The following is a 25,025-nucleotide window of genomic DNA, read 5'->3' as shown; positions in this document are numbered from 1 at the left end:
AAAAAACCCTCCGTTCTGTGTTCATTCAAAATTTAACGGGAACCCCTGTCCACTCTGTACCGGTACAGCTTCGAAGGGCGGTGGCCCGCGTCTTTGGTGAATTCATCGGTTTCAGTTACACTATCGGCGATTTTGCGGCGGAATGCCGGAGCCAGCAGCTCTCTGCCAAGTATAATTTCGTAGACCCGCTGAAGCTCGGACAGGGTGAACAGCGGCGGCATCAGATTGAAAATAATATCGGTATATTCCACCTTGCCCCGCAGGCGTTCTATCGCATATTGGATCATCTTCAGGTGATCAAAGGCGAAGCCGTTATTCTCAGCAATCTCCCGCCGGACGCGCCGGACATGCCCTTGGACGGTTTCGGTAATAGTGACCACACCGGAAAGCACGATATCCTCCTTCTGCAAGGTGATGCGAATCCGCTGCTCCTCTACATAACCTTCCGCCAGTTCCTTGCGGCCGGATTCCAGCACATCATACATGACCTCGAACCAGCCCGCATCTGCAGCATCATCGCCAGCCTGTACATCAAGTGTCTTGCGGTCAACCAGCGCCATATATGAACTGCTGATTACGCGCATACGCGGATCACGGCCCACATCTCCCCAGGTATACAGCTGCTCCATATAGACATTATCGATATTCGTCTCACTGTACAGCTCCCGGAGGGCGGCGTCCTCCAGACTCTCCTCCACGCCGGCGAATCCTCCAGGGAGCGCCCATTGACCAAGATACGGGTGCTCCCCGCGCTGGATCATCAGGAGCTGCAACGATTTCTCCGACAGCTTGCGGTAATTGTCCTGCTCCTGCTCCATCACCGTGAAGATCAGCATATCGACAGTAACGGACGGGCGTTCATACATCCCGGCATCATAGCTCTGCAGAAATTGTTCCTCAGTTAAGCCATTGCGGTCAGTGACCGGTTTTTTGGGCATGTGAAATCTCCTTTAGATTGGATTCTTGTGAATCATTATCACGCATTGTTATTACCTATATGTTATTATCATAGTGTTATTATAATATAATTGCCCCATTACAAGTCAAGTTCTAATTTGTATTCAAGTGTCTGAAATTTCCTGTTTCCTTTTCCGCAAAGAGGGGGCCAAAACCAATTTTTCCAGAGAATTCTAATGTACATAGTGCAATAGAATGAGTTTTTCTGCTAATTTAACAGTCTGCGGCTGCAGACAGTGCAACAGATTGCTAGTTCTTAACTAGCTTAAAAGATTCACATTAGCGTCAGCCTCTGGATTGACCTGCATTACTCCATTCCTACTTTCTTAGTTCTAATTATATATCCTATAACTTTACTTCATTTTTTTCCATTTAAGGTATTGACTTGTTCTAATTAACAGTGTTATTTTTGGTAAGGAAACCGGTTTTCTGTATTTCATGTAATAGATTCCACCAAAATTTCAACACAGCAGGCATGGACAACCCGTAGTTAGCTGCTATCCGTATTTAGTATATTTTTCCTCTCAGTATAAGGCAGTGCTTAACGGGCAGATCTTGCGCAAGCAAGTTGAAAGCGTTTTAAAATCTGAATCTGTGAAGTTGCTCCGGCGGTTGCGCACCCGCTTGCCAGCAAGCTGAGCAGGCTCAAAATTCAAACATCTGCGTGACATTTGAAGGGAGAGTTGAATGATGAAATCGCATTACAAGGCTGCGGCTGTCCTATCGCTTTCGCTTAGTATGGTTCTTGGTGCCGCTGTGCCGGCACTGGCTGATCCGGCTACAAGTGTAAATAACAAGGTTAATTACAGTACTGATGTCATTTATCAGATCGTGACCGACCGGTTTGTGGATGGCAATCCTTCCAATAACCCGACTGGAGCTGCCTTTAGCAGCGATCACTCCAATATGAAGCTGTATTTCGGCGGCGACTGGAAGGGAATTGTCAATAAAATCAATGACGGTTACCTGACCGGTCTGGGGGTTACAGCGATCTGGATTTCCCAGCCGGTGGAGAACATCACCTCTGTCGTTAATTATTCCGGTGTGAACAACACGTCCTACCACGGCTATTGGCCGAGGGATTTCAAAAAAACCAATGCCGCCTTCGGAAGCTTCGCCGATTTTCAAAACCTGATCTCCACAGCACATGCGAACAACATCAAAGTCATTATCGACTTTGCTCCCAACCACACCAGCCCGGCTTCGTCGTCGCAACCAAGTTTTGCTGAGAACGGCGCCCTGTATAACAATGGCACGCTGCTCGGCAACTACACTAATGACCCCAACGGTTTGTTCCATCACAAAGGAGGTACGGATTTTTCCACCATTGAAGACGGCATTTACCGGAATCTGTATGATCTGGCGGACATCAATCAAAACAACAACACGATTGACAAATATTTCAAAGAAGCCATTGATCTTTGGCTTGGCCTGGGTGTAGACGGCATCCGGTTCGATGCGGTGAAACATATGCCCTTCGGCTGGCAAAAAAGCCTAGCCTCTTCCATGTACAGCAGCAGTCATCCGGTATTTACCTTCGGTGAATGGTTCCTCGGCCCAGACGAAACCAGTCCGGACAATGTCAAATTTGCCAACAACAGTGGAATGAACCTGCTTGACTTCGCTTATGCTCAGGAAGTCCGCGAAGTATTCAAGGACAAATCGGAAACGATGACTGATCTCAACACAATGCTGGAATCTACTGCCTCCAGCTATAATTATCTTCATAATATGGTCACCTTCATCGACAATCACGATATGGACCGCTTCCAGGCAGCCGGCTCCAGCACACGGCCGACGGAGCAGGCGCTGGCGCTCACCCTTACTTCCCGGGGTGTACCGGCCATTTATTATGGTACCGAGCAGTACATGACCGGCGTCGGTGATCCGAATAACCGGGCAATGATGACGGGGTTCAATACCAACACAAACGCTTACAAGCTGATCAAAGCTCTGGCGCCGCTGCGCAAGTCCAATCCTGCACTTGCTTACGGCACGACTACTCAGCGTTGGGTCAACAACGATGTGTATATTTATGAGCGTAAATTCGGCAACAGCGTCGCTCTTGTAGCCATCAACCGCAATACGTCCACACCGTATCCGATTTCAAATCTGTTATCTTCGCTGCCTGCAGGCAACTACACGGATGTGCTTGGCGGATTGTTAAATGGCAATTCAATTTCCGTCGGCAGCGGTGGCGCTGTCACCAATTTCACGCTTGCGGCCGGAGGAACAGCGGTTTGGCAATCTACAGCCCCTGCATCAACACCGTCCGTTGCAAATGTCGGACCAACTATGGGCAAACCGGGCAACACCGTGACGATTGACGGCCAGGGCTTTGGCAGTGCAGCAGGTACAGTGTATTTCGGGACTACCGCTGTCACCGGTTCGAACATTGTGAGCTGGGAAGACTCCGAGATCAAAGTAAAAATTCCAAATGTTGCAGCCGGCAAGACAACAGTAAAAGTAACCACTGCTTCCAGTTCAACAAGCAATGCATTCAGCAATTTCAATGTATTGACTGCTGATCAGGTCACCGTACGCTTTAAAGTCAACAACGCGACCACAAGCCTTGGATCAAATGTGTATCTGGTCGGCAATGTAGCCGAGCTGGGTGCCTGGAGCGCTTCTGATGCGATCGGCCCTATGTATAACGTTGTTGAAGAAACCTACCCGACATGGTACTACGATGTCAGTGTACCGGCTGGTACGCCACTGCAGTTCAAGCTAATCAAATCGAACGGCACCACCGTTACCTGGGAAGGCGGCAGCAACCATACGTATACATCCCCAACCAGCGGCGTGGGCACGGTGACGGTTGACTGGCAGAACTAAAACGTTGTAAATGAAGAAGCGGCAGACTATGACTTGATAAACAAGTCATAGTCTGCCGCTGTTTTTATTGTGCTGACTGGGCTAGCGTTCTATGAAATACCTCATCCAATAGCAGTATTTCCGGTTTTGCGCTGACAGCATGGTTTCCTAGCTTAACATCTACTATGAAGTCATTACTTAACATTTGGCGGTAGTGTGAAATAACATCTTCGTCAGGCCACTCCCCCATCGCCTTCGTTTCAGGCGGAATTACCGGAATTCCCGCTTGCTCTACCAGGCGAATATTTTGCTTAATATCTGCAGCGAGCTTGCTTAGGATCACTTCACTTCTTGCTGCCGCAATATCCACCATCCCGTCATTCGCATAGAAATGCTTGTTGACTGCAGCAAGCGCTGCATGCGAAACATGGAATGCTTGAATGTTGTGAAGTATTTCATAACGCAACCCCGCTGTTTCCAATATTGCGGCAAGCTCTTTCACTCTTTCGGTCACTTGGCCGTTTATTTCGCCAAAAATAGTTCCTTGCCAGGTTTCAGAACCGAACTGGGCGTAAAGAACATCATCTTTGATGTCACCGCCTGCACCCGGGAATCCCGGAAGCAAACGATCGCCGACGATTTCAAGCCAGGAGTCGTAACCAATGGTGTTGGTTAAAGTGATTATTGTCTGGCTCTGATTATTTTTGATCGCCGTCAGGGCAGACTCTGCCTGATCATACCGTACAGGAACAAAGATAAAATCATAGATGTCATCGTTAGCAAGCTTTTCTATCGTCTTAACCGATATTTGTTTTATCGCACCATTATCATTGTATCGCAGTCCATTCCTTTGAAGTGCTTCCAGCCTTCTTCCCCGGGCCAGCATTGTGACGTCCAGACCCGACTGTGCAAATCTAAGTGCGTATACACTGCCTATTACACCGGCGCCAAATATTAAAAGGCGATTTTGTTTTTTGTTCAATATGATCCTTCCTTTCAACAATTCAGTCATAGGTTGTCTAAGCAACATCTGTTCGATATGATAATAGAACGGTATTCATCTGATTACAATCAGCAGATGGAGTGAAAAGCTGCTTAAACAACAGATAATGATATTTGATGTTTTAAAAGGGGATTGAGAGATGGTAAATCAGGAAGATCCAAGGGTTGTGCGCACACGACAGTTGATAAGGGAAGCCTTCAGGGAGCTGCTGCAGCATAAAGGATTTGATGCCATAACCATAAAAGATATCGCACAGAGAGCAACCATCAACCGCGCCACCTTCTATGTCCATTATGAAGATAAATATGCCCTGCTGGATGAAATCATAGAACAGGCTTTTGTCAAGATGATTCCCGGACAAGTGACGAATGCACAGGAGTTCACCGATGAAATATGCAGCCAGTTGATCTTGATGACCTACAGCTACATCGTAGATTTCTATCAGATATGCAGAATGGATTCCAAATCCATTGCTACACTTGTGGATTCGAAGATAAAGAAGATGCTGCGGCAAATTATTGAAGACATATTTTTGAAAGGGGATGACCGCCAGCAGGCAAGGATGGTTTCGGCAATGACAGCCTCAGCGATCTATAGTGCGGCGTATGACTGGTTAATCTTTGGGGAAAGTGACCGGCCCGATTTACTTGTAGACATTGTGCGTCCCTATGTAATGAACGGTCTGGGGCTGCACCGCAATTGAGATGAATAGATTATCTTCGAACAACAGAAGGATACTTAAAATAGCGCAGTCCTATTTATCAAAAAAGCACGGAATCTTTGCTGCCCATCTCGGCGAATCAGAGATTCTGTGCTAATGGTGTCCGGCTGTGTATTGTCCTATCCTCTTTACCGGAGCCACTCCTCCAAATGCGCTGCCACGAAATCATCATCAACGAGATGAGGGTAATCCCTGCTCACTCTGCTGATCTCTTCCAGCTGTCCGGGCGAAAGCTGCTCCTCCGGATTCAGGCACCACAGGCCTTCAAGCAGTCCCTGCCGGCGCAGCGCCTCATGAATGCCCGGAATGCAGCCGTGAAACTGATGGGCCGGATCAAACAGCGCTGCGTTGCTGTCCGTCACTTCTATGCCGAGGGTCAGCCAGCTTGCTGCCAGAGAGGCATCGTTGCGGATTTTTTTGATCTCGCTTAGAAGCTGAACCGCTTTGCTAGTCCAGACTGCCCAGTGGCCGAGAAGTCCGCCGACGATTTTTTTCTCCACCGGCTCGCCATTCACTATAAAGCGGTAAGTGGTGAGCAAATCCGTAACGATATTATCATCATTGCCGGTGTAGAGCGCAATTTCCCCGCAGCGGCTGGATTCCATCACGGCCCTGACTACATCCAGGCTCTGATAACGGTTGAACGGTGCCATTTTGATTGCAATTACCCCTTCAATTTCCGCAAAGCTCCGCCAAAAGTCAAAGCTTAAGATCCGGCCGCCGACGGATGGCTGCAGATAAAAACCGAATACGGGAATCACATCCGCGACTCTGCGTGTGCGTTCCAGCAGTTCCTCTTCGCTCCAATTCTGCAGCCCGCCCATGCTCAGCAGTCCAGCTTCGTAGCCCAGACTTGCAGCGAGCTGCGCTTCCAGGACAGCCTGCTCCATACCCCCGCATATGCCGGCGACCTTCAGAAAAGGCCGGTCCAGACCTGCGCGCTCCACTTCTTCCGCCGCCAGCCTGAGTACTGGCTCCAGCAGACCGATCTCCGGATTGCGGATTTCGAATTGCGTAGAATGCACCGCCACGGCGATTCCGCCTGCTCCGGAGGCCAAATAGTAACGGGTCAAAGCCCGCTGACGGCGTTCATCCAGCTTGCGCCCGGCTGTCAGGGCCAGGGGATGCGCCGGAATTACCAGACCTTCATGCAGCGCTTCATACAGCTCCGGCGTTAAAGGTTGTCTTGTCGCTCCCATTAATATTTGCCCTCCCGTTCCTGAAAATGCGTCGGCTTGTTCCAGGTCGTACCGTCCAGACGAACCCATTCGGCGACCCAATCGATCATCTGGGCAAGTGCTACCTGCGGATACCCGAAGGAAGCTGCTGCTTTGGAAGCGTTGCTCAACAAGGCATTAGGCGCTTCTGCACCCGTGAAGACCGGTTCCACACCCAGCCTGCGGCCGATTTCCATTGCAGCCCAGCGCAGCGATATCGTCTCCGGTCCGGTAATGTTCATGACATTCGGCGGCGAGCTGCAGCGGAGCAGCGCGCGCAGGGCCAGCTCGTTGGCATCCCCCTGCCAAATAACATTGGCGTGCCCCATCGTGATATCGATCGGCCGCTGCTCCTTAACGGATCTCGCAAGCTCAAGCAAAACGCCATAACGCAGGTCTATGGCATAATTCAGCCGGTAGATGAACATCGGGGTACCATACTTATGGGAGAAATGCTCGAAGATCCGCTCACGGCCCAGACAGGACTGCCCATACTCCCCGTTCGCATTCGGAGACATTCGCTCCGTTGCACCGCCTTGGCCTACCGGGGTGAGCGGGTAGACATTGCCTGTCGAGAACACGACAATCCGCGAATTGCGGAAACGTTCCGCGACGCGCCCCGGCAGGTAAGCATTCATCATCCATGTGAAATGCTCATTCCCCGTAGTGCCGAATTTATTGCCGGCCATGTAGAGGATATTTTTCGTTTCAGGGAGTGCCTGCAGCGCGCTGTCGTCAGACAAATCCGCAGAGATAATCTCCACTCCGGCTTCAAGCAGTTCCTGCTTCATGGCATCGTTCGAGAAGCGGGAAACGCCGGTTACCTTCTTGTCCAAGCCGGCCTCCCGGATCGCATTTACCGCCAGCCTGGCCAGGCTCGGCCCCATTTTTCCGCCTACTCCTAGCAGCATAATATCTCCATCGACCCGGGCGAGCTCCTCCAGCAGTGCGGCAGACGGACGGGCCAGCCGGTCTTCCAGCTCCTGAACAGACCGGATCGCAGCTTGCATTGCGGTTTGCATAGAGATTTCCCCTTTCGGTTGGTCAAATTTATAAATTTGATCGTAATTTCACGTGTGAACAAGCTCTTTTTATAAATAAACCGTCTGTCCCGTTTCCCTGCTCTCATTAGCCGCTTCAATAAAACGGACCAGCTCCAGCGTAACCTGCGGGCTTACAGGCGGAGGCGCTCCTCTTGCCATCAGCAGAAACTGCTTAAGCAGGTGGTGATGGCCTGCTTCATACTGGCCGCCCAACGCATCTACAGCAGTACTGCCCCGTTCCCTGTGCAGAACAGCATAGAAATCCGCACCCCCTGTACGGTTGCCGCGCATCGTTCCAATCCGTCCGCCCTTCCATAGCCCCACTACCCATTCCTGGATTTCATTGCTTATCGCTCTCACAGAAATGCACCCTTCGCCCAGTGCAGCATACAGCATTTCAGCGGTGTGAATGCCATACCAGAATAATCCCGGCTGGGTTGGCTGAAGTTCAAACGGGCCGCTGCAGTCTGCTCCCACGATGGCGCCTTCAGTCTCGTCCTGCAGCGCTGCATTCAGCGGGCCGCCAAACCGGACCATGGAGCTGGAAAACAGGGGTGTCCCATAGCTTGCCGCGAGGTCTACGATGGCAAGTGCATCAGCGCTTGTGACCGCAAACGGCTTGTCGATAAACACGGGCTTGCCATAGGGAGCCAGGATAGCGAACTGTTCGCGGTGTACTCTGCCGTCGACAGAGGTCAGAAGAACCGCATCCGATTTCTCGGCAACTTCTGCTATCGAGGCCAGCAGCTCGACACCGCTGCTTTCCTGCAGCTCCCTGCTGATCGCTCCCACCCTTGATGCGCTTAGCGCAAAATCTGCTGAGCCTCCGGCATATCCGCACATCAGCCTGCCGCCCGGAACATGCATCGGATGCGACTCATGGTTCAGCATTGAAGCGTAAATTCTGCTGTGCGAGGTGTCCATGCCTACCATGCTAATCTTCAGCTTTTTCAACCCTGCACCTCCGTGCGTAGACTTGGTTAACTAATAGTTTGATAACAGCGGTCCCTTCAATTTTCTGTGAACAGCGTGATTTCAAATGACGTTTGCATGTTCCTCCACAAACCGTTGAAGCAATGCCATATACGCTTTTCCTACCTCTTCAATGCTGTACGTATTCCTCGCCTTCTGCTCGCCCAATGTCTTCAAGCGCTCACGCAAGTCCTCCTGCTCCAAAAGCCAGGCCACCCGCTCAGCACATTCCTCTTCCCTGCCGGAAGCATAGAGCGACACACTCAGCTCATTATCGAGCAGCTCAGGCAAAGCCCCGACACCGGGTACAACAACCGGACACCGGCAGGCCATCGCCTCCAGGACGGTCATCCCAAACGATTCGTTCCGGGTAGTACTGACGTACACCCCGCCGCTCCCGGCTACTGCTGAATAATAATGGTGCATTTCCTCGTAATCCACTTGGGGCAGCCACTTAAAATGCCGGAGTCCCAGCGCTTCCGCTCTGGCTTGGAGCCTGCTTGTAATCTCTTCGGGAGCGGTGTAGCCGCCGACAAGCAAGAAGTGCAGGTCCGGGAATTGCGCATTCAGTCTGCCTGCTATGTTCATGAAGGACTCCCAGTTTTTATGCTGGTCGAGTTTGCCCACCCACAGAATCGTAGGCGGCCACTGGCCGGAAACCGCTTCGTATTTGAATAGTTCCGTGTCCAGGCAGTTATTAATATGAAAAGCATCCGGTAACCCGATTCGCTCCAGCATTTCCTTCATATAAGCAGAAGGTGTGATGACGTAATGAAAGGGCAGGCTATCCTTGGATTCAGCCAGTTTCCGTAAGGGCTCCTCATAAGTGGTATGTACCTCATGAATGATTACTTTCTTTTGCCCGGCTGGACCCAGCGCTTCATACAGTTCATAGGTATCGATCGTGATGATCACATCAAAATCATGAGCTTCAATGTAGTTCCTGAGTTCGTCCGTCGTCCTGAGGATACGCACATGATCATAGCCTTCAAAAGCGCTGGCTCCGCCGTAATCCTCCAGAAAGGCAAAATGCACCTCCGCCCGCCCGCGCAGAAACTTAAGCCTGTTCGCCAATTGTGTAGTAACTCCGCCCAGCAAGCAAAATTTGTAGAAATATAAGATCTTCATAGCTCCTCCTGTCCTGACTCCAAGGTCTGCATCCGGTACAGTGCCGTTGTCCGGGCAAAATACAATCCCCCTTCACCATCAATCGCCAGCAGCCGGGCGTCTTCGTCCAGCACCTCCAGTTGGTTCAGGCGCACATCATATTTGAATAGAAGGTTCATCGCCACCCCGTACAATATGCTTTCCCTGTACAGCAGCTCACAGCCTCCCCGCCAGAAGTGAGTCATCGCTTCCCAGTCCACCGGGAGTACCTGTATGGTCTGTTCAGTCTTCAGGGTTACCGGGTTAAAAAGGAAAAGCCTCCCTGCGGTGAGTCCCCACACCTTGCCCTCATCATCCAGCGCAAGCGCGGAGATTGCTTTTTCACCCGGCACCGGAACACCCTCCCACACCTTGCGGCGGCTGTTCACCTCCCAGATCATGAGTGACGCTTCCTTCCGCTCGGGAGCAATCCCGAGTCCTCCCCAGACGGAGCCTCCGGCGAACAGCAGCTCCTCTCCGGCAGCCAGAGACACAATACTCTGCTGGGGCAAAAGCCCCCGGAACACTTCGCGCGTCCCGGTTACGGGATGAAACAGTGTCAATGCGCCTCCATTCCGGCCATAGGACGGCACCGTACCGATAGCCAGCCCTTCTCCCGCCCGGGTCCAGGCAAAAGCACGGTCCTGATCTTCCTCCTGCAGCGAAAAAGCCAGTTTAGGATTGCTGCCCGGGTTCCATTCCAGGTTCGGATCATAGGCAAAGATATTGGCTTTGGGATAAACGCCAAGATACATAATGCCGTGAGCCTCCATCATTCCCTCAATCTGTCCGATCCCCCGGCGCGAGGTAAGCTCTGAGGCCGCCGGATCATAGCTGGCCAGCCCGCCGGCAAAATAGCCGCCGATGTACAATTTCCCTTCCGGCCCCCAGGCCAGTGACTGCAGATGAACCGGCTGTCCCTGCAGCATAAAATCCATAACCGTGTGCCGGTCATTCTCCGGATCGTAGATCCAGCAGGTCCCGTCCCTATGCACTCCTGCCAGGCACCTTCCGTGCGGATTCAACGGATGGCCTTCCAGCCAGCCGTAATCTCCTGCCGGTTCCGGCATGGCAAGTGAAGCGGGCGTGAGAATGCCTGCTGCAAGTGCATAGCGCTGGAGGATATCATCTTTGATGAAATACATATTCCCCTGAGAGTCTGGCGCAGACACACTAAGTCCACTCACATGTTCAATGCATTTCTCCCACCGCCTCAGCTCCAGGTCATAGATATACAACCGGGAACACGGTGTTATCCGGACTAACATTTTTCCATGGACAATATTCAGATCATAGACCAGCTGCTCTGTAGAACATTCCTCCGGCAGGCTGATCTCTGTACGGACACCTGTTACTGTATCCAGCTCCACAATATGCGGACACCGGGTTCCCACCCCGACATACAGCTTGCCCTTCCACGCTTCCATAGAGCGGGCGTATTGCTCCCCCTCCACCATGACGCCGTAATCTCTGAACTGTGCTGTGGCAGGGTTATATTGAAAGACTTTGCCGCCCGGGTAACAGCCTCCGTAGATGTTGCCTTCGTCATCGGCTGCAAGCCGCCAGGTGTAGAACTCGCCGGGAATCATCTCGCCCAAATTCTCTATCCCTTGCTCATGCGTGAATCTGTATAGAATCCCGCTACCGCCGATGTAGACTCCGCTTGCCGCCGCAATAACGCCCCAGCAGTGGTCTGAGCCTTCCAGCGCGAACTGCTGCACCGGTTCACTGCCGGCAGGGTCAAGCACGAACAGCATACAGGGACTGCCGGAAGATACGGCATAAATCCGGTCCTTCTCCTGCCACTTGCCATAAGCCGAAGCCCATACCGCAAGTCCGTTCAGCGGCTCGCCAATCCGCAGCGCCTTCATCCGCCTTGCCCTTCCTTAACTTTGGCTTCAGCATGCTCTGCATCCTGAACACCAGTTATAGGATAGGCGAGCACCGCTCCCAGCAGCTCCGCCGGAGATTCCGCATACTGCCGGAAGGCATCTGCTGAACGTTCCAGCGGGAACACGCTGCTGATCAGCGGCTTCACCCGGATATCGCCTTCTGAGATCAGCCGGATATATTCCGCCATATTGCGCCCTTCGGTCCAGCGGACGTAGCCGTAAGGATAATCAATTCCCTGCTTCTCATAGACAGGATCATAACGTCCCGGACCACCTGCCCTGGAGATCAGCACCTGCGCTTCCTTCCCGAACATCAGCTCACGCGAGAAGTCCGGCTTCACATCTCCGACAAGCAGCACTTTTCCTTGATTCCTCACCCATTCCAGGCCCTGATCGACAAGTCCGCCGGTTTTGCCCCCGGCACAGATAATCACAGCATCGGCCCCCATTCCTGCTGTCAGATTATCGAGATGCCGGCTGACCCGCTGCGGGTTCACCGCAATGTGGCGGATGCCCAGACTCTCGGCGGTCCGGCAGCGCCCGGCAAGCAGATCATAGACAATCACCCGGCAGCCGGCGGCCCGCGCAATCTGTGCAATCAACTGGCCTAGAATGCCTGCTCCAATCAGCACCAGCGTTTCGCCGAACTGCAGGTCCGCCTGCCTTACGGCATGGACCGCGATGGCTCCAAGACCTACGGTTGACGCCTCCTCCGAGCTGACATGCTCCGGCACCGGCACCATCAAATGCTGCGGCATCAGCAGCCATTCCGCATGTTTGGCGTAAGGTGCCCCATAGCAGGCGACCCGCTGGCCTTCCGGCCAATGCTCCATTCCTTTTCCCCGCGACCGGATCACGCCAGCCGCACTATAGCCGAGAACGACCGGATTCGGGCGGTGAATGCCATTCATCATGATTTCCGTTCCGGGGCTGATGGCTGAATATTCAGTCTCGACGAGCACGAAGCCGTCCTCAAGCACCGGAGCGGGAATATCGGCCACGCTAATTTGACCATTCTGGGACAATACCGCCTTCATATAACCTCTCTCCTCCCGTCTGCTTACTCTTTTAGCGCACCGATCATAACGCCTTTGACAAAATACTTCTGCAAAAACGGATAGATCAGCAGAATGGGCACCGTTGCGATAATGATAGTTGCGAATTTAATGGATTCACTGATGCGGAATACCTCATCCTGTGTGACACCGGCCAGCATATTCTGCGCGGAGGATTGAATCAGAATCTCCCTCAGAATCAGCTGCAGCGGGAATAAATTGCGGTCCTGCAAGTAGATCATCGCCGGGAACCAGCTGTTCCAGTGCCCTACCGCATAGAACAGGGTCATCACCGCCAGTACAGGCATGGATAACGGCAGCACAATCTGCAGCAGAATACGGAAGTCATGGGCACCGTCGATTTTGGCGGATTCAATAAGGCTATCGGGTATGGACTGGAAGAAGGTCCGCATCACGATCAGATTAAAAGCACTAACCGCGCCCGGCAGAAGCAGCGCCCACCTTGTATCGTACAGCCCAAGCTCACGCACATTGAGGTAAGCCGGAATCAGACCGCCGCTGAAGAACATCGTGAACACGATAAAAGCCATAATCAGGCTGCGGCCCTCCAGATTTTTCCGGGACAGCGGATAAGCGCCAAGCGTAGTCAGAACCAAATTGATAAAAGTGCCTGCGATTACATAAATGAACGTGTTCCCGTAAGCCGTCCAGATCCGCTGATCCTCAAAAACCAGCTTATAAGCATCCACATTGAAGCCTTCCGGCCAAAAGCTCACCTCGCCTGCGGCGATGGCATGCGCATCACTGAACGAAGACACCAGCACATACCACATCGGGTACAGGAACAGGAAGGAACAAAAGATCAGGAACAGCACATTGCAGTTGTCGAATATCATTTCCGGAATGCTGCGTTTGATGACCACTGTCTTCCCTCCTAAAAGTTTTGTTTAGGATGTCTTCACTGATTCTGCTTCGTACAAAACTCGCTTCGGAAGCATAGCCCCCTCACCACAAACTGCTTTCGGTGGTCTTCCGGCTGATCCGGTTCGCCAGCACCAGCAGCGTAAAATTGATGATGGAGTTGAACAGGCCTACCGCCGCCGAGAAGCTGTAATCGGCTTCCATGACACCGCGTCTGTAGACAAAGGTAGAGATGACGTCTGCCGTGACGTAAGTCCCCGGGTTATACAGCAAGATAATTTTGTCCCAGCCCACATTCAGCAGGGTCCCGACATTCAAAATCAAAAGGATTAGCACTGTGGGCAGAATTCCCGGCAGTGTAATATGTGTAAGCTGCTTCCAGCGTCCCGCTCCATCAACCACCGCAGCCTCATACAGGCTCGGGTTAATGCCGGATAATGCAGCCAGATAGATAATGGAGTTCCACCCCAGGCTCTGCCACATGCCTGAACCTACATAAATGGTGCGGAACCATTCCGGCAGAATTAGAAACTGAATCGGCTCTGTAATGAATCCTATGCCCAGCAGCAGGCTGTTGATAATGCCTCCGGGCTTGGTGAAATCAATAATCATACCGCAGATGACGATCAGCGAAATAAAATGCGGCAGGTACGAAACCGTCTGCAGGAAGGATTTCAGCTTTTTGAGCCGCAGCTCATTAAGCAGGAGCGCGAAAGCCAGTGAAGCCGGAAAAATAAACAACAGCGAATAAAAGCTCATGAGAAAAGTGTTTTTCAGCAAACGGAAGAAATAATAGCTCTCAAAAAACTTCTCGAAGTTTTTGAAGCCTACCCAGGGGCTGCCGGCAACACCTGCGAAAGGATTAAAATCTTTGAAGGCGATGACCGCCCCGTACATCGGTTTGTATTCAAAAATGAGAAAATACAGCACAGTGGGCAGCAGCATCAGATAGAGATAACGGTTGGACATCATTCGCTTCAGTGAGACGGAACTCCGACTCGTGGGGAGTTTCCTGCTTTTGGCTTTGGCTGCATTTAAGGGTACTGCCATAGGGATCTCCTTTCCCGGACACTTATTTTCCTTTAAACCGCTCATACGCTGCCTGGTATTGCTTCAGCACCTCGCCAATGCCCATTTGCTCCAGCTGCTTCATTACCTTGTTATAATCATCGAAGCTCTGGCGTCCCATAATCTGGGCATTAATCGTCTCCGCCACATAGGTCTGAATGTCAGCCATGAGCGGAACCACAATTTCATTTTCTTCAGCCGTGAATTGAACCGGGGGCAGCTTCGCGTCAAAATCAATATAATCCTTGTAAATCTCCAGCGGATTTTCCGTTTGTCCGTTCGCTTCACGGATTTGCTCAGCATAACGGGTATCGGCAACTGTAGCCCAGCTTCCGCCGCCGATGGTATGGTTCAGCAGTTCCTGTGTATTGGTCAGCCCATTCGTTGGATGCGTAACCTCGTCCTTGTAGACAGGCTCTCCGTTCACCAGATCATAAGACTTGCCTTCCACGCCGAAATTGTTCAGCAGAATCCCTTCTTCGGAATACTGGTAGTCCAGCCATTTCATCACTTCTTCGGGATGCGCGGTCTTCGAGGATACAGCAAGTCCATGCGCCCCAGCCTGCCAGCGGAAGGAGACATGACGCTGGTCACCGTTTGGTCCCTTCGGAGGAACCGCCGCCGCAATTTTGAAGGTGTCATGTTTGCCTTCCATCAGCGTTGTAAAGTTCCCCATGTAGGAACCCGACCAGCCGAACCAGGCACCGGCCACATCCGTGGTCACCTTCTCCGTCAGCGTCTGAAACGTCGTGTCAACCAGATAGTTCGGGTCCAGCAGCTGTTCTTTGTACAGCCGGTTCAGATAGACAACAACATCTTTGAACCGCGGATCGTTTGGTCCGTATTTCACTTGACCGTTATCCACGAAGAAGCCGTATTCGACACCAAAAGCCGGCGCGAACAGCATCATAATATTTTCCAGATTGACGGTGACGAGCGGAATTTCATCCTTTTTTCCGTTGCCGTTGGGGTCCTGCTCTCTAAACGCTTTAAGCATGTTGTACCAGTCTTCTGTGGTTTGCGGCATCGGGAGTCCCAGCTTCTCCAGCCAGTCACTGCGGACCTGCGGGAACATTTGGGTCAAATCCTGGGAATCGAGTACGAGGTTTGGGAGATAGTAGATATGCCCTTCGGGCGAGGTGATTTGCCCCCGGATATCCGGGTGGCCGTCGAGGATCTTTTTAAAATTGGGCGCATACTGGTCAATCAGATCTTCCAATGGAAGGAGTGCCCCCTTAGCACCGTATTTGCCGGAGTCTGTTCCCCAGAGGTCATTGTAGATGATATCCGGGAGTTTGCCGGAGGACATCAGCAGGCTGAATGCTTCTGCACTGGCTTCAGTACTGTGCTGAAAGTTGATATGAATGTTGGTGTTCTCTTCCATTTGCTGAAAGGATAATTTCTCATTAAAATTGGTTCCCCGGAAATTGCCCCCGCTTGGAGACCATAGGGAAAATTCCAGCTTGTCCGCCACAATCGGCACTTGCAGGCCGCCTACGGAGCGGCTTCCTTCCACAGGAGCAGATGTTGAACCCTGAGTTCCCGGTGAGGCCGATGGTTCGGCTGCGCTGCCGGCATTATTGTTTGTACCGCCACAGGCCGACACCAGTGTCGCCAGCAGCGTCATAACTGGCAATAACAGCGCAAGCTTCCTTTTAGCAGCATTCATAATTCAACCCCCTATTCATAAGTAAAAGTAAGATAGTTCCTATGATATATTTACTAACACATCACAAGAGAATCAACAGTACATCAAAAGGGTTCAGAAAGATAACTTGTTCCCGCATTCAGCCTTGAATTTCTCCACCATCCTTTCACCTTTTTCAGTATTTGTGCCAAATTTCTCATTACTGACTTCTTTTTGATTCACAGTACGGCTATAAAGAACCAAAATTCCATTTTACTGATATATATCTGATGTATTTATTATATTTTCACCCTCACTTGAAGTCAATCAAATTTTAAATAATCTTTAAATTTAATGTAATTATACATTACATAATTCTTTCGCCAAGCGAATCTCAATACTTAAATATTGTGAAAAATCTAACATGATCTGGCATGTTGCCAAGAGCATATTTATGTTTCCATTCCCGCAGTCCCAAAAATAACCGCAAAAAAAGCGTAACAACGGCCACATTGTGCCTTCGTTACGCTTGATTTCAACTCATCATGGGTACACTCATAGGAGCGTCTTCGTTGCTTTATCAGCTTTCACTTTATTTTCTTCGGCGATAAGCCGGCTCATTTCCTCATACAGTGCCGTTTCATCAATCATTCTCGACCAATAGGCGTTCAGCAGCTTGCGGAAGCTTTGCAATACGGCAATGGGAAGACCCAAATCCCTGAGGTATGAAAATGTCGGGAACAACTCCCGGTACATCAGATATCTTGACGGACGGTTCAAATGATCATCCACAGTCATTTCAGCAATCCGTTTGCGGGCCGGGATACTGACTGAACGCTCCCGAATCATCCGCTGCGCCTCGGGCGAAGCCAGGAATTCGACAAATTGCCGCGCAGCCTCCTTCTGCCGCGAATTCTCAACAACGGCCGCACCGATTGTAACGAGCAGCGTTTTTTGCGGGTCCTTTGCTTTGAGCGTGGGCAGCGGGGCCAAGTCATAGTCCAGGGAGAGGTCCTTGAAATCATTCAGATTGTAGTAAGTCGTCAATATCATCGACACCTGCTCCTGGACAAACAGCGATACCGTCTCATCATCATGGTTGCCAGCCAGATATTTAGGGAAGATCTGATGATTATTCACCAGCCTGCTGTATACATTAAGACTGTTGGCCGTCTCGGGGCTCAGCGTTTGATGATGCTCATCATCCTCCATCGTCCGGATTCCGCTCTGCAGGAGAAAGACGGAATAGCGGTTCTCAGAAGCAGGTACAAAATACACGGCGTGACGCCCCCGTTTCTCCGACAGCTGCCGGGCCGCTTCAATCAGATCATCCCAGGTCCAGTAACTGTCCGGCTCCGGCAGATCGGCCTCGCGGAAATGGGCCTTGTTGTAGCAGAGCACGACCGGGGAGAAGGAAATCGGATAGGCCAAGAGCTGCCCGTCATGCAAAAAAGCTTCGCTTGCGATCGGATACAGTCCCGGATCGGGTTCCAGCGTCTCCAGAAGCCCGGCTGATCCGTTCTCAGCCAGCTCCTGAAACTGCGTGCTGTTCAGCGACAATACATCCAGCATTCCATTGTTGATCAGCTCCGTGGCAGTGTTCACATGGTCGAAATTATTCAGTGCGAGCGGCAGCACATGAATTCCGGGATGCATCCGGTGGAATTCTGCGATGAGATCATCCAGCCTGAAGTCCTTCGTCAAGGATGAGCTGCAGCCAAAATGAATGCGGATCCTTTCCTTGACCGATTCCATCACCATGCTGCCCACACGGTCAATTTTCACAATCAGCCCTTCTTGTACAAGGACATCCAGTCCTCTGCGGACGGATTTGTTGCTTAGCTCAAACTGCTTGGCCAGAGTGCTCTCGGCAGGCAGAAACGCTCCAGGCTGCAATATTCCGCTAAGGATATCAGTCCGAAGCTTGCTTACCATATAATCCAATCGTTCCCGGAAAGACTGCCGGCCTGATTTATTATTCATGTATTATTCTCCCTATATCACTTAAATTTACATCATGACCCTTCTATTTTGCTTCAACTTTGAAAGGTTGTCAAACGCATATCCGCCAAAATACAGCAAAAAAAGCCTGATTGCTCAGGCCTTAGCTATTTTGAAAATGATCTTAGCTTTGCATTAGCCAGTTATACCGGCTCTATATGTACCAATACATTAGACACCCGGTGCCGGTCCTTCAGCTGATCTTCAATCTCTTCGGTGATGTCATGACTCTGGACTACATTCAGGTTGGAGTCTACACATACAGTAGTATCCACCAGCACATTATTCCCATGGATCCGCGCTTTGATATCTTTGATGGATTCTACCCCCTGAATCTCGGCAACCGTCTGTTTCATCAATTCGAGTTCATCGGCATCGAAGCCGTCGGTAAGATCATGTGTGGCTTTGCGGAAGATCTCCCATGCTGTCTTGCAGATCAGTAACCCGACAATGATTCCGGTCAGCGGATCGAGCCAGGGCAGACCAAATTGTGAACCGATAATCCCGATAAAAGCTCCAATACTAACGAGCGCATCGGACCTATTATCTTGAGCAACCGCCAACATGGCATTGCTGTTCAGCTTGCGGGCCAGACGAATGTTGTACATGTAAACCGCGAACATAACTACAGCACAGCCGGCTGCCGTCCATGCAGCAATGAGATCCGGCGTTTCAAGTGCCGGTTGAATAAATTTGTTCACACCCTGGTACAGAACCTGGAGTCCTACAGCAATCATAATGAAAGAAGCAACCAGCGCAGCCACAGTTTCCGCTCTGAAATGCCCATAGCTGTGATTGGAGTCCGGCGGCCTTCTGGAAATCTTGAGTCCGGCCAGAATTGCCAGTGAGGCAATAATATCCGTGCTGTTGTTGAGGCCGTCGGCCAGCAATGCCTGAGAACCTGAGGCTGTACCGATCAATAGTTTGACCGCAGACAGCAGGATGTAGGCAAACAGACTCAGCCAGGCGCCTTTTTCACTTTGTTTGATGTCACTGTAGTTTTCCAAGCAAAGAACCTCCAAAGAATAGTATCGTTCTATACTACACTTAGACTAGCGGGTGGGTCTAGAGAAACAGTGTTGCCGGGCCGCGCAAGTGTTAACCCCGCCAAATAGAGTTGGCAGCCATGAATTGTTTTGCCGCCCGCAACATAGTTTGCCCCTGTTCAACTTTAGCTAAATCCCTGCCGGACTAGACAAAACCCCTCCTAACCGGGGCTTCCGGTCAGAAGGGGCGTATAATACAATAGACTGTACGTTTCTTATTCAGCCGGAGCAGTGAAAGTGCGTCCAGCAAATTCAGCATCCAGCATATAGAAAGCATTGCTGTCGGTTTCAATCCGCTTCAGCTTGGCGATAATATTGCTGAACAACGCCTCTTCTTCCACCTGCTCATCAATGAACCATTTCAGGAAATAGATTGTCGCATGTTCACGCTCATCAAGCGCCAGGTCAGCCAGATGATAGAATCTTGTCGTATTCTGCTGTTCATGGGCGAACGCATGCTCAAAGGCGTCCAGCATCGATGAATACTCATTTTTAGGCTCCGGGAGTGCAGCCAGGGTCGCGCGGAAATCGCGGTCATTCAGGAATTTGTAGATTTTCATTGCATGGAAGCGTTCTTCTTCCGCCTGGATCAGGAAAAAATTAGCGAAACCGTCGAGACTTTCGCCGGAGCAATACGCAGCCATTGCCAGGTATACGTGAGCCGAATAAAACTCAAAGTTCATCTGTTCATTCAGAGCATTCACTAATTCATCTTTCATTCGACAATCCCCTTATCCTTCAAATTTTAATTATTATGTAGATATCCCTTCTTATCTTATCACCGCAGCTGGCAGTCAGCAAGTACAACGGCAGCAGGACATGATACAACAAACCTTGATTCCCGGACATGATATTATAGATCAAAAAGGAAGGATGATGAGGCTCCTATGTCAGGGTTAAAACCTCTAAAAAAAATGAAAAACAGGTATTATAGCATACTCACTTTATCGGCTTTTATCCTGCTCTTGCTGCTTGCAACGGGATGCAACAGCAATGCTGCCACACCATCCAGGACCTCCGCTCCCGCCCCGTCCCCAGCAACAGGCGCTGCGACGGAGCAGCCGGTAACCCCATCCTCTTCCCCGGCGGCTTCCCAGCCTCCGGCTGCTGAGTCAAGTCCGGCCCCCTTCCAAGCGGTTGACGAGCTGACCAGGAAAATTGCCGGAATGACACTGGAAGAAAAAATCGGGCAAATGCTGCTGGTCGGGATTGACGGCACCACATTGGAGCCAGAAGCAAAAAGGATGATCACTGAAGACAAAGCCGGTGGAATTATCCTGTATGCAGACAACATCAAGGATCTGAAAGGTATGGTCAATCTAATAAATGCGCTGAAAAAGAGCAACTCAGCGAATCCTGCCCCGCTATTCATGAGTGTCGACCAGGAAGGCGGCAAGGTGAGCCGGATGCCTAAGGAATATGCCTCTATCCCCTCAAACGGCAAAGTGGGCAGGAGCAATGATACAGACGCAGCCGGGACGATGGGCAAGCTGCTGGCCCGGGAAGTGCTGGCAGCAGGGTTCAATATGAATTTTGCGCCTGTCCTCGACATCAACAGCAATCCGGACAATCCTGTCATCGGCGACCGTTCATTTGGCAGCTCAGCCAGCATAGTGAGCAAGCTGGGGGTTGCCGAAATGAACGGCATAGCGAGCGAAGGCGTTGTGCCCGTAGTTAAGCATTTCCCCGGGCACGGGGATACTGCTGTCGACTCTCACCTGGATCTCCCGGTGGTGGACAAAACAGCTCCCCAGCTCGCCAAGCTGGAATGGATCCCCTTCCAGGCCGCCATCAAGGAGCAGGCAGATGCTGTAATGGTGGCGCATATTTTGTTCCCCAAGATTGATCCCGACAGTCCGGCGTCGTTGTCCCGGATGATCATCGGAGACCAGCTTCGCGGTGATATGGGATACCAGGGCGTGGTGATTACGGACGACCTGACCATGGGAGCCATTATGAAGCATTTTGACCTTGGCACCGCAGCGATAAAGACCGTTAATGCAGGCAGCGATATCCTGCTCATCGCTCATGGTTATGAGAATGCACAGCTCGCCCGCAAGGCATTGCTCCAAGGTGTTCGCGGCGGTATGCTCGACGAGTCTCGGATCAACGAAAGTGTCTACCGTATTTTGGCTCTGAAGCAGAAATACAGGTTGACCGACAAGCCGGTTCCGGTCCCTGATCTCACTGAACTTAACAATGAAATAAAAATTTGGCGCAGTAACTTATCTAAATAACAAGAAAAGAAGTAATCCGCCCACTCACGTGAATCGATTACTTCTTTTCGATATGCATAGGCTGTATGTCTTGCGTCTCCCTGAAATATCGGGTTCTATTGAAGCACTACGGTGTCGCCGGGTTTTAGTCCGGACAGAATCTCTACCTTGTCCGTAGTTTCCAATCCGGTTTTAACTTGTACCTTTTCTGTTTGTCCATTGCCTTTGTCCAGCATGACATAAGAGAGATCCCCTTCATGAATGATAGCAATGTTGGATACCGCAGTAACGTTATCTTTGCGCAAGGTTTCAATCTCGCCAGTCAAGCTGAGGCCGCCAATTAGAAGCTCATTCGGCTCAAGCGAAATGACCACTTCAAACTGTGGCGCCTGGGTGGTCGTTGTATCCTTGGCCGCTACAGTCGTGGCAAATTTGGATACCTTTTTCACTACACCGTTCAGCTTCACATCCTTGGAAGCTGTCATTTTGACCTTTACCTTCATTCCCGGCTTAATGTTGAAGACATCCTGTTCACCCACCAGAGCGATAAATTGCAATTTGCTGAGGTCCACGATTTTGCCGAGGTACTGGTTGTCGGTTACCATACGTGGAATTTCACTGGCATTGTCGAACAGGAAAATCCCTGATGAAGGGGCACGATAGCTCGCTGACTGAATCTTCTTTTTCTTGTCCGCAATTTCCCGTGCTTGAATCTCCGCATTTACCTGGTTTAAGTCATCGCCGATTCTTGAAGTCTCTTGTGTGGCCAGCGCTTTTAACCGTTCGGCTTCAGTAGCGCCAACAGCCGCAGACTCCTCAGTTTGTTGGCTAACGAAGGCATTCAGCTCAGCTTCCAATTTAGCCTTGCGGATCGTCGCTTCCTGGGTGGCAATTTCATTCTTGAGTGTTTCCGTGTCCAGCGTATACATCACTGCGCCCTTTTTCACTTGTCCGCCGTTTTCTACTTTCCAATCCGTTACTTTGGAAGCAAATGGAGCATAGACCAGGGTTTCATGCTCATACTTTGACGTGCCTTTAATCTGGATAGATTTTGTCATTGATTCTTTGGTTACCGGGAAAGAGATGACCTGTGCCGGCTCTACTGGCTGAAGCTGTTCTTTGGGTTTACTCATTTTGTCATAGATAAAATAACCGGCGACCGCCAGTATCGCCACTATGATAATCCACTTTATAATCCTCTTCATTCCTGTGACTTCCTTTCAGCTTAAAAATGGCTAATCCCGTTTGATCGCAGTAAGCGCATTGGTTCTTGCTGCACTGATTGCCGGATATATCCCTGACAACACCCCGGTTAATACTGCAAAAACAATACCAACGGGAATTGAGTTCAGCGGAATTGAAACGACAAGACTCTCGCCAGTACCCATTGTCATTTGTCCAGAGCTGCTGACGAGCTTGTTAATGCCCTCCACAATCAGATATGAAAAACCAATCCCGAGCACTCCCCCCATAAAGCCCAGCAAAGCAGCCTCCATGATGAACATAGTGCGGATCTGCCTCATGTTGGAGCCCAGCACCTTCATAATCCCGATCTGCCGCCGCCGCTGGTGCGTAGACATAGTCATAGCAACGATGATGGAGATGGAAGCAATAATCAGGATAAATCCGCCCACTCCTAAAGCTACCATTTTGAACATGGCAAATTGGGACTTGAGCTGTTCCAGTTGATATAGGTTGTTGCTCGTGTTCAGAGTCAGCTTCTTAATCAGTGTCTCTACTTGCGGTAAATTATCCTGGCTATCTACCCGGATGAGCGCTTGATTGTAGGTTTGACCCATTTCGGGTTTTTCCGGCTTTATGTTGAATTCATCCTTCAGCCTGTCATAAGTCTCTTGGGATACATAAATCTTCTTATCATACATGGCTTGATCAGCGCTCATGCCATCCGCTTTTTTCAATATGCCAGCCACTTGAAGCTGGGAGCTGAGGTAGGATTTCACGCCACCGGTTGAAGTTTCGTAGTCACTATGTCTAAATTGAACCTGCTGTCTGTACAAATTTGAAGGCATTCTGGACAGTTCATCATATTGCCGCATTACTTCAGGGTCATAGGAATTGCTGCTCAAACTCTCCATCAGCTTCTTTTGGGTTTCTATATCCATAAGCCCAATCGTGGCGCCGTAGTTAAGCACTACGCTGCCTATTTGTTTGCTGGGCACACCTTGCTGAAAAGAAAAATCATATTTGGTCAGCAGGCTGAGGTCAGTCACCACTAAGTTGAAGTTGGATATTTTGTTGTCAGCGGTTAAGAGTTCAAAGTATCCTGCATCTTGAAATGGGGCGGCAGCCGTAACATGCTTGAGTCCCCTGATAATATCCAGCTTCTGTTCAGTCAGCTTTCCGACATTCGAATTGGCCCCTGTTTTGGTCGCGGTTGGGCCGCCGCCTTGCGATACTCCTTCATTCGGCATCACGGTAATTTCATCCATTTTAAACTGGGCCGTGACTTCACGGCTGACATAGCTCTGTACAGAGTCGCCAAGACTCAAGGCAACGACAATAGCCGAACAGCCGATAGAGAGCCCCAGCATACACAGACCCGTTACAACCTTTCTCCGTTTAATCTGGCCCCATGCCAAACGGGTCACATCAAGAATTCTCACTGTCAGGGACCCCCTCTGCAGGTTCTGATTCAGCGGTACCGCGTTTTTCAGTAATCATGTGGCCATCACGAAGCGTAAAGATACGCTGCATACGCTGCGCCACCTCAGGCTCATGCGTGACAACAATGAACGTAGTTTTCATTTTTTTGTTCAAGTCAATTAATATTCTAATAATCTCTTCTTCTGTTGTGGTATCCAGATTACCGGTAGGCTCATCCGCAAAGATAATCGACGGCTCCGTAATCAGCGAACGGGCTATACTGACCCGCTGCTGTTGGCCCCCGGACAGCTGAGAGGGAAACAACTCGGATTTGTCCGGGATACCCACCGCCTCCAGCAGGGCAAGCGATTTTTTCTTGCGGACCGACGGTGAAACCGATTGGAAGACAAGCGGCAGCTCTACGTTCTCGCGTACCGTCAGGCTGGTGATCAGCTCATAAGCCTGAAAGATGAACCCGATATTTTTGCGCCGGAATACCGCCAGCTTGTTCTCCCCCATCTTGACAATATCCTGGTCGGCAATATAAATATGACCTTCCGTCGGCTTCATCAGGCCCGCCATCAAATTCAGCATCGTGGATTTGCCGGAGCCCGAGCTGCCCAGCAGGGCGACCATATCGCCCTGGTGAACCTCAAAACTGATGTTATGAAGCACCGGCGTCACCTCACTGCCGCTTTTAAACGTATGTGATATATTCTCCACTCGCAACATAAGCTGCTCCTTTTTGTACTTTGATATCG

Annotated in this window: 20 protein-coding genes; 3 read left to right on the top strand and 17 right to left on the bottom strand. The window is 50.7% G+C overall.

From position 1 onward, the window contains the following. Positions 1 to 32 precede the first annotated feature (32 nt). On the bottom strand, positions 33 to 938 hold the full coding sequence (locus tag BLQ82_RS04505) for an NUDIX hydrolase (RefSeq protein WP_062528071.1): 906 nt from the start codon (positions 936 to 938) through the stop codon (positions 33 to 35). A 709-nt stretch (positions 939 to 1,647) separates the two neighbouring features. Here BLQ82_RS04505 and BLQ82_RS04500 point away from each other — a divergent pair. Further along, a complete protein-coding gene (locus BLQ82_RS04500; protein WP_062528069.1) occupies positions 1,648 to 3,792 on the top strand; it encodes an alpha-amylase family glycosyl hydrolase in 2,145 nt (714 codons plus the stop codon). 64 nt (positions 3,793 to 3,856) lie between these two features. Here BLQ82_RS04500 and BLQ82_RS04495 read toward each other — a convergent pair whose 3' ends face one another. Beyond that, the gene (locus BLQ82_RS04495) at positions 3,857 to 4,753 is read right to left on the bottom strand and encodes a ketopantoate reductase family protein (RefSeq protein ID WP_062528067.1); all 897 of its coding nucleotides are present in this window, start codon (positions 4,751 to 4,753) and stop codon (positions 3,857 to 3,859) included. A 160-nt stretch (positions 4,754 to 4,913) separates the two neighbouring features. Here BLQ82_RS04495 and BLQ82_RS04490 point away from each other — a divergent pair, with 160 nt between their 5' ends. After that, positions 4,914 to 5,477, top strand: coding sequence for a TetR/AcrR family transcriptional regulator (locus BLQ82_RS04490; RefSeq protein WP_062528065.1), 564 nt, complete (start codon positions 4,914 to 4,916; stop codon positions 5,475 to 5,477). A gap of 146 nt (positions 5,478 to 5,623) precedes the next feature. On the opposite strand, the gene BLQ82_RS04485 is transcribed toward BLQ82_RS04490, so the two are convergent. The 12 genes from BLQ82_RS04485 to BLQ82_RS04430 form a co-directional block, all read right to left on the bottom strand. After that, entirely contained in the window at positions 5,624 to 6,694 is a 1,071-nt protein-coding gene (locus BLQ82_RS04485; protein ID WP_062528062.1) for a dihydrodipicolinate synthase family protein, read from the bottom strand. After that, positions 6,694 to 7,734, bottom strand: a complete 1,041-nt coding sequence (locus BLQ82_RS04480; RefSeq protein ID WP_425281069.1) for an NAD-dependent epimerase/dehydratase family protein — start codon at positions 7,732 to 7,734, stop codon at positions 6,694 to 6,696. The genes BLQ82_RS04485 and BLQ82_RS04480 overlap by 1 nt, the downstream gene beginning before the upstream one ends. 69 nt (positions 7,735 to 7,803) lie before the next feature. Then, entirely contained in the window at positions 7,804 to 8,709 is a 906-nt protein-coding gene (locus BLQ82_RS04475; protein WP_244280689.1) for a Gfo/Idh/MocA family protein, read from the bottom strand. 81 nt (positions 8,710 to 8,790) lie between these two features. Then, positions 8,791 to 9,855 (bottom strand): glycosyltransferase family 4 protein, encoded by a 1,065-nt coding sequence (locus BLQ82_RS04470; RefSeq protein WP_074647752.1) that lies wholly within the window; start codon positions 9,853 to 9,855, stop codon positions 8,791 to 8,793. After that, positions 9,852 to 11,744 carry a hypothetical protein gene (locus tag BLQ82_RS04465; protein ID WP_062528058.1) on the bottom strand — a complete coding sequence of 631 codons (1,893 nt, stop codon included), beginning with the start codon at positions 11,742 to 11,744 and terminating at the stop codon, positions 9,852 to 9,854. The genes BLQ82_RS04470 and BLQ82_RS04465 overlap by 4 nt, the downstream gene beginning before the upstream one ends. Then, positions 11,741 to 12,802: a zinc-dependent alcohol dehydrogenase gene (locus BLQ82_RS04460; RefSeq protein WP_062528056.1), complete on the bottom strand. Its 1,062-nt coding sequence runs from the start codon at positions 12,800 to 12,802 to the stop codon at positions 11,741 to 11,743. The genes BLQ82_RS04465 and BLQ82_RS04460 overlap by 4 nt, the downstream gene beginning before the upstream one ends. Positions 12,803 to 12,825: 23 nt before the next feature. Beyond that, positions 12,826 to 13,704: a carbohydrate ABC transporter permease gene (locus BLQ82_RS04455; protein ID WP_062528054.1), complete on the bottom strand. Its 879-nt coding sequence runs from the start codon at positions 13,702 to 13,704 to the stop codon at positions 12,826 to 12,828. A gap of 82 nt (positions 13,705 to 13,786) precedes the next feature. Next, positions 13,787 to 14,752, bottom strand: a complete 966-nt coding sequence (locus BLQ82_RS04450) for an ABC transporter permease (RefSeq protein WP_425281068.1) — start codon at positions 14,750 to 14,752, stop codon at positions 13,787 to 13,789. Positions 14,753 to 14,774: 22 nt separating this feature from the next. Continuing rightward, positions 14,775 to 16,439 (bottom strand): extracellular solute-binding protein, encoded by a 1,665-nt coding sequence (locus BLQ82_RS04445; RefSeq protein ID WP_062528052.1) that lies wholly within the window; start codon positions 16,437 to 16,439, stop codon positions 14,775 to 14,777. Positions 16,440 to 16,952: 513 nt separating this feature from the next. After that, positions 16,953 to 18,380 carry an extracellular solute-binding protein gene (locus BLQ82_RS04440; RefSeq protein ID WP_062528050.1) on the bottom strand — a complete coding sequence of 476 codons (1,428 nt, stop codon included), beginning with the start codon at positions 18,378 to 18,380 and terminating at the stop codon, positions 16,953 to 16,955. 161 nt (positions 18,381 to 18,541) lie between these two features. After that, positions 18,542 to 19,405, bottom strand: coding sequence for a cation diffusion facilitator family transporter (locus BLQ82_RS04435; RefSeq protein ID WP_062528048.1), 864 nt, complete (start codon positions 19,403 to 19,405; stop codon positions 18,542 to 18,544). Positions 19,406 to 19,659: 254 nt separating this feature from the next. Beyond that, a complete protein-coding gene (locus tag BLQ82_RS04430; RefSeq protein ID WP_020434164.1) occupies positions 19,660 to 20,163 on the bottom strand; it encodes a ferritin in 504 nt (167 codons plus the stop codon). A 168-nt stretch (positions 20,164 to 20,331) separates the two neighbouring features. Between BLQ82_RS04430 and nagZ the strand changes: the two genes are divergently transcribed. Continuing rightward, entirely contained in the window at positions 20,332 to 21,681 is a 1,350-nt protein-coding gene (gene nagZ / locus BLQ82_RS04425) for a beta-N-acetylhexosaminidase (RefSeq protein WP_082722831.1), read from the top strand. A 95-nt stretch (positions 21,682 to 21,776) separates the two neighbouring features. Here nagZ and BLQ82_RS04420 read toward each other — a convergent pair whose 3' ends face one another. From BLQ82_RS04420 to BLQ82_RS04410, 3 genes are read right to left on the bottom strand one after another with little or no spacing between them, the layout of a single operon-like run. Further along, positions 21,777 to 22,865 (bottom strand): efflux RND transporter periplasmic adaptor subunit, encoded by a 1,089-nt coding sequence (locus BLQ82_RS04420; RefSeq protein ID WP_062528046.1) that lies wholly within the window; start codon positions 22,863 to 22,865, stop codon positions 21,777 to 21,779. Between the two features lie 30 nt (positions 22,866 to 22,895). Next, entirely contained in the window at positions 22,896 to 24,284 is a 1,389-nt protein-coding gene (locus BLQ82_RS04415) for an ABC transporter permease (protein ID WP_062528044.1), read from the bottom strand. After that, on the bottom strand, positions 24,271 to 24,996 hold the full coding sequence (locus BLQ82_RS04410) for an ABC transporter ATP-binding protein (protein ID WP_062528550.1): 726 nt from the start codon (positions 24,994 to 24,996) through the stop codon (positions 24,271 to 24,273). Before BLQ82_RS04410 ends, BLQ82_RS04415 begins: the two co-directional genes overlap by 14 nt. Positions 24,997 to 25,025 lie beyond the last annotated feature (29 nt).

Origin of the sequence: Paenibacillus jilunlii (genome assembly GCF_900102965.1) — a bacterium.
Classification (GTDB): domain Bacteria; phylum Bacillota; class Bacilli; order Paenibacillales; family Paenibacillaceae; genus Paenibacillus_AQ; species Paenibacillus_AQ jilunlii.
Note: the sequence above shows the minus strand (reverse complement) of the source record. Positions and strands in the feature narration are given on the sequence as shown.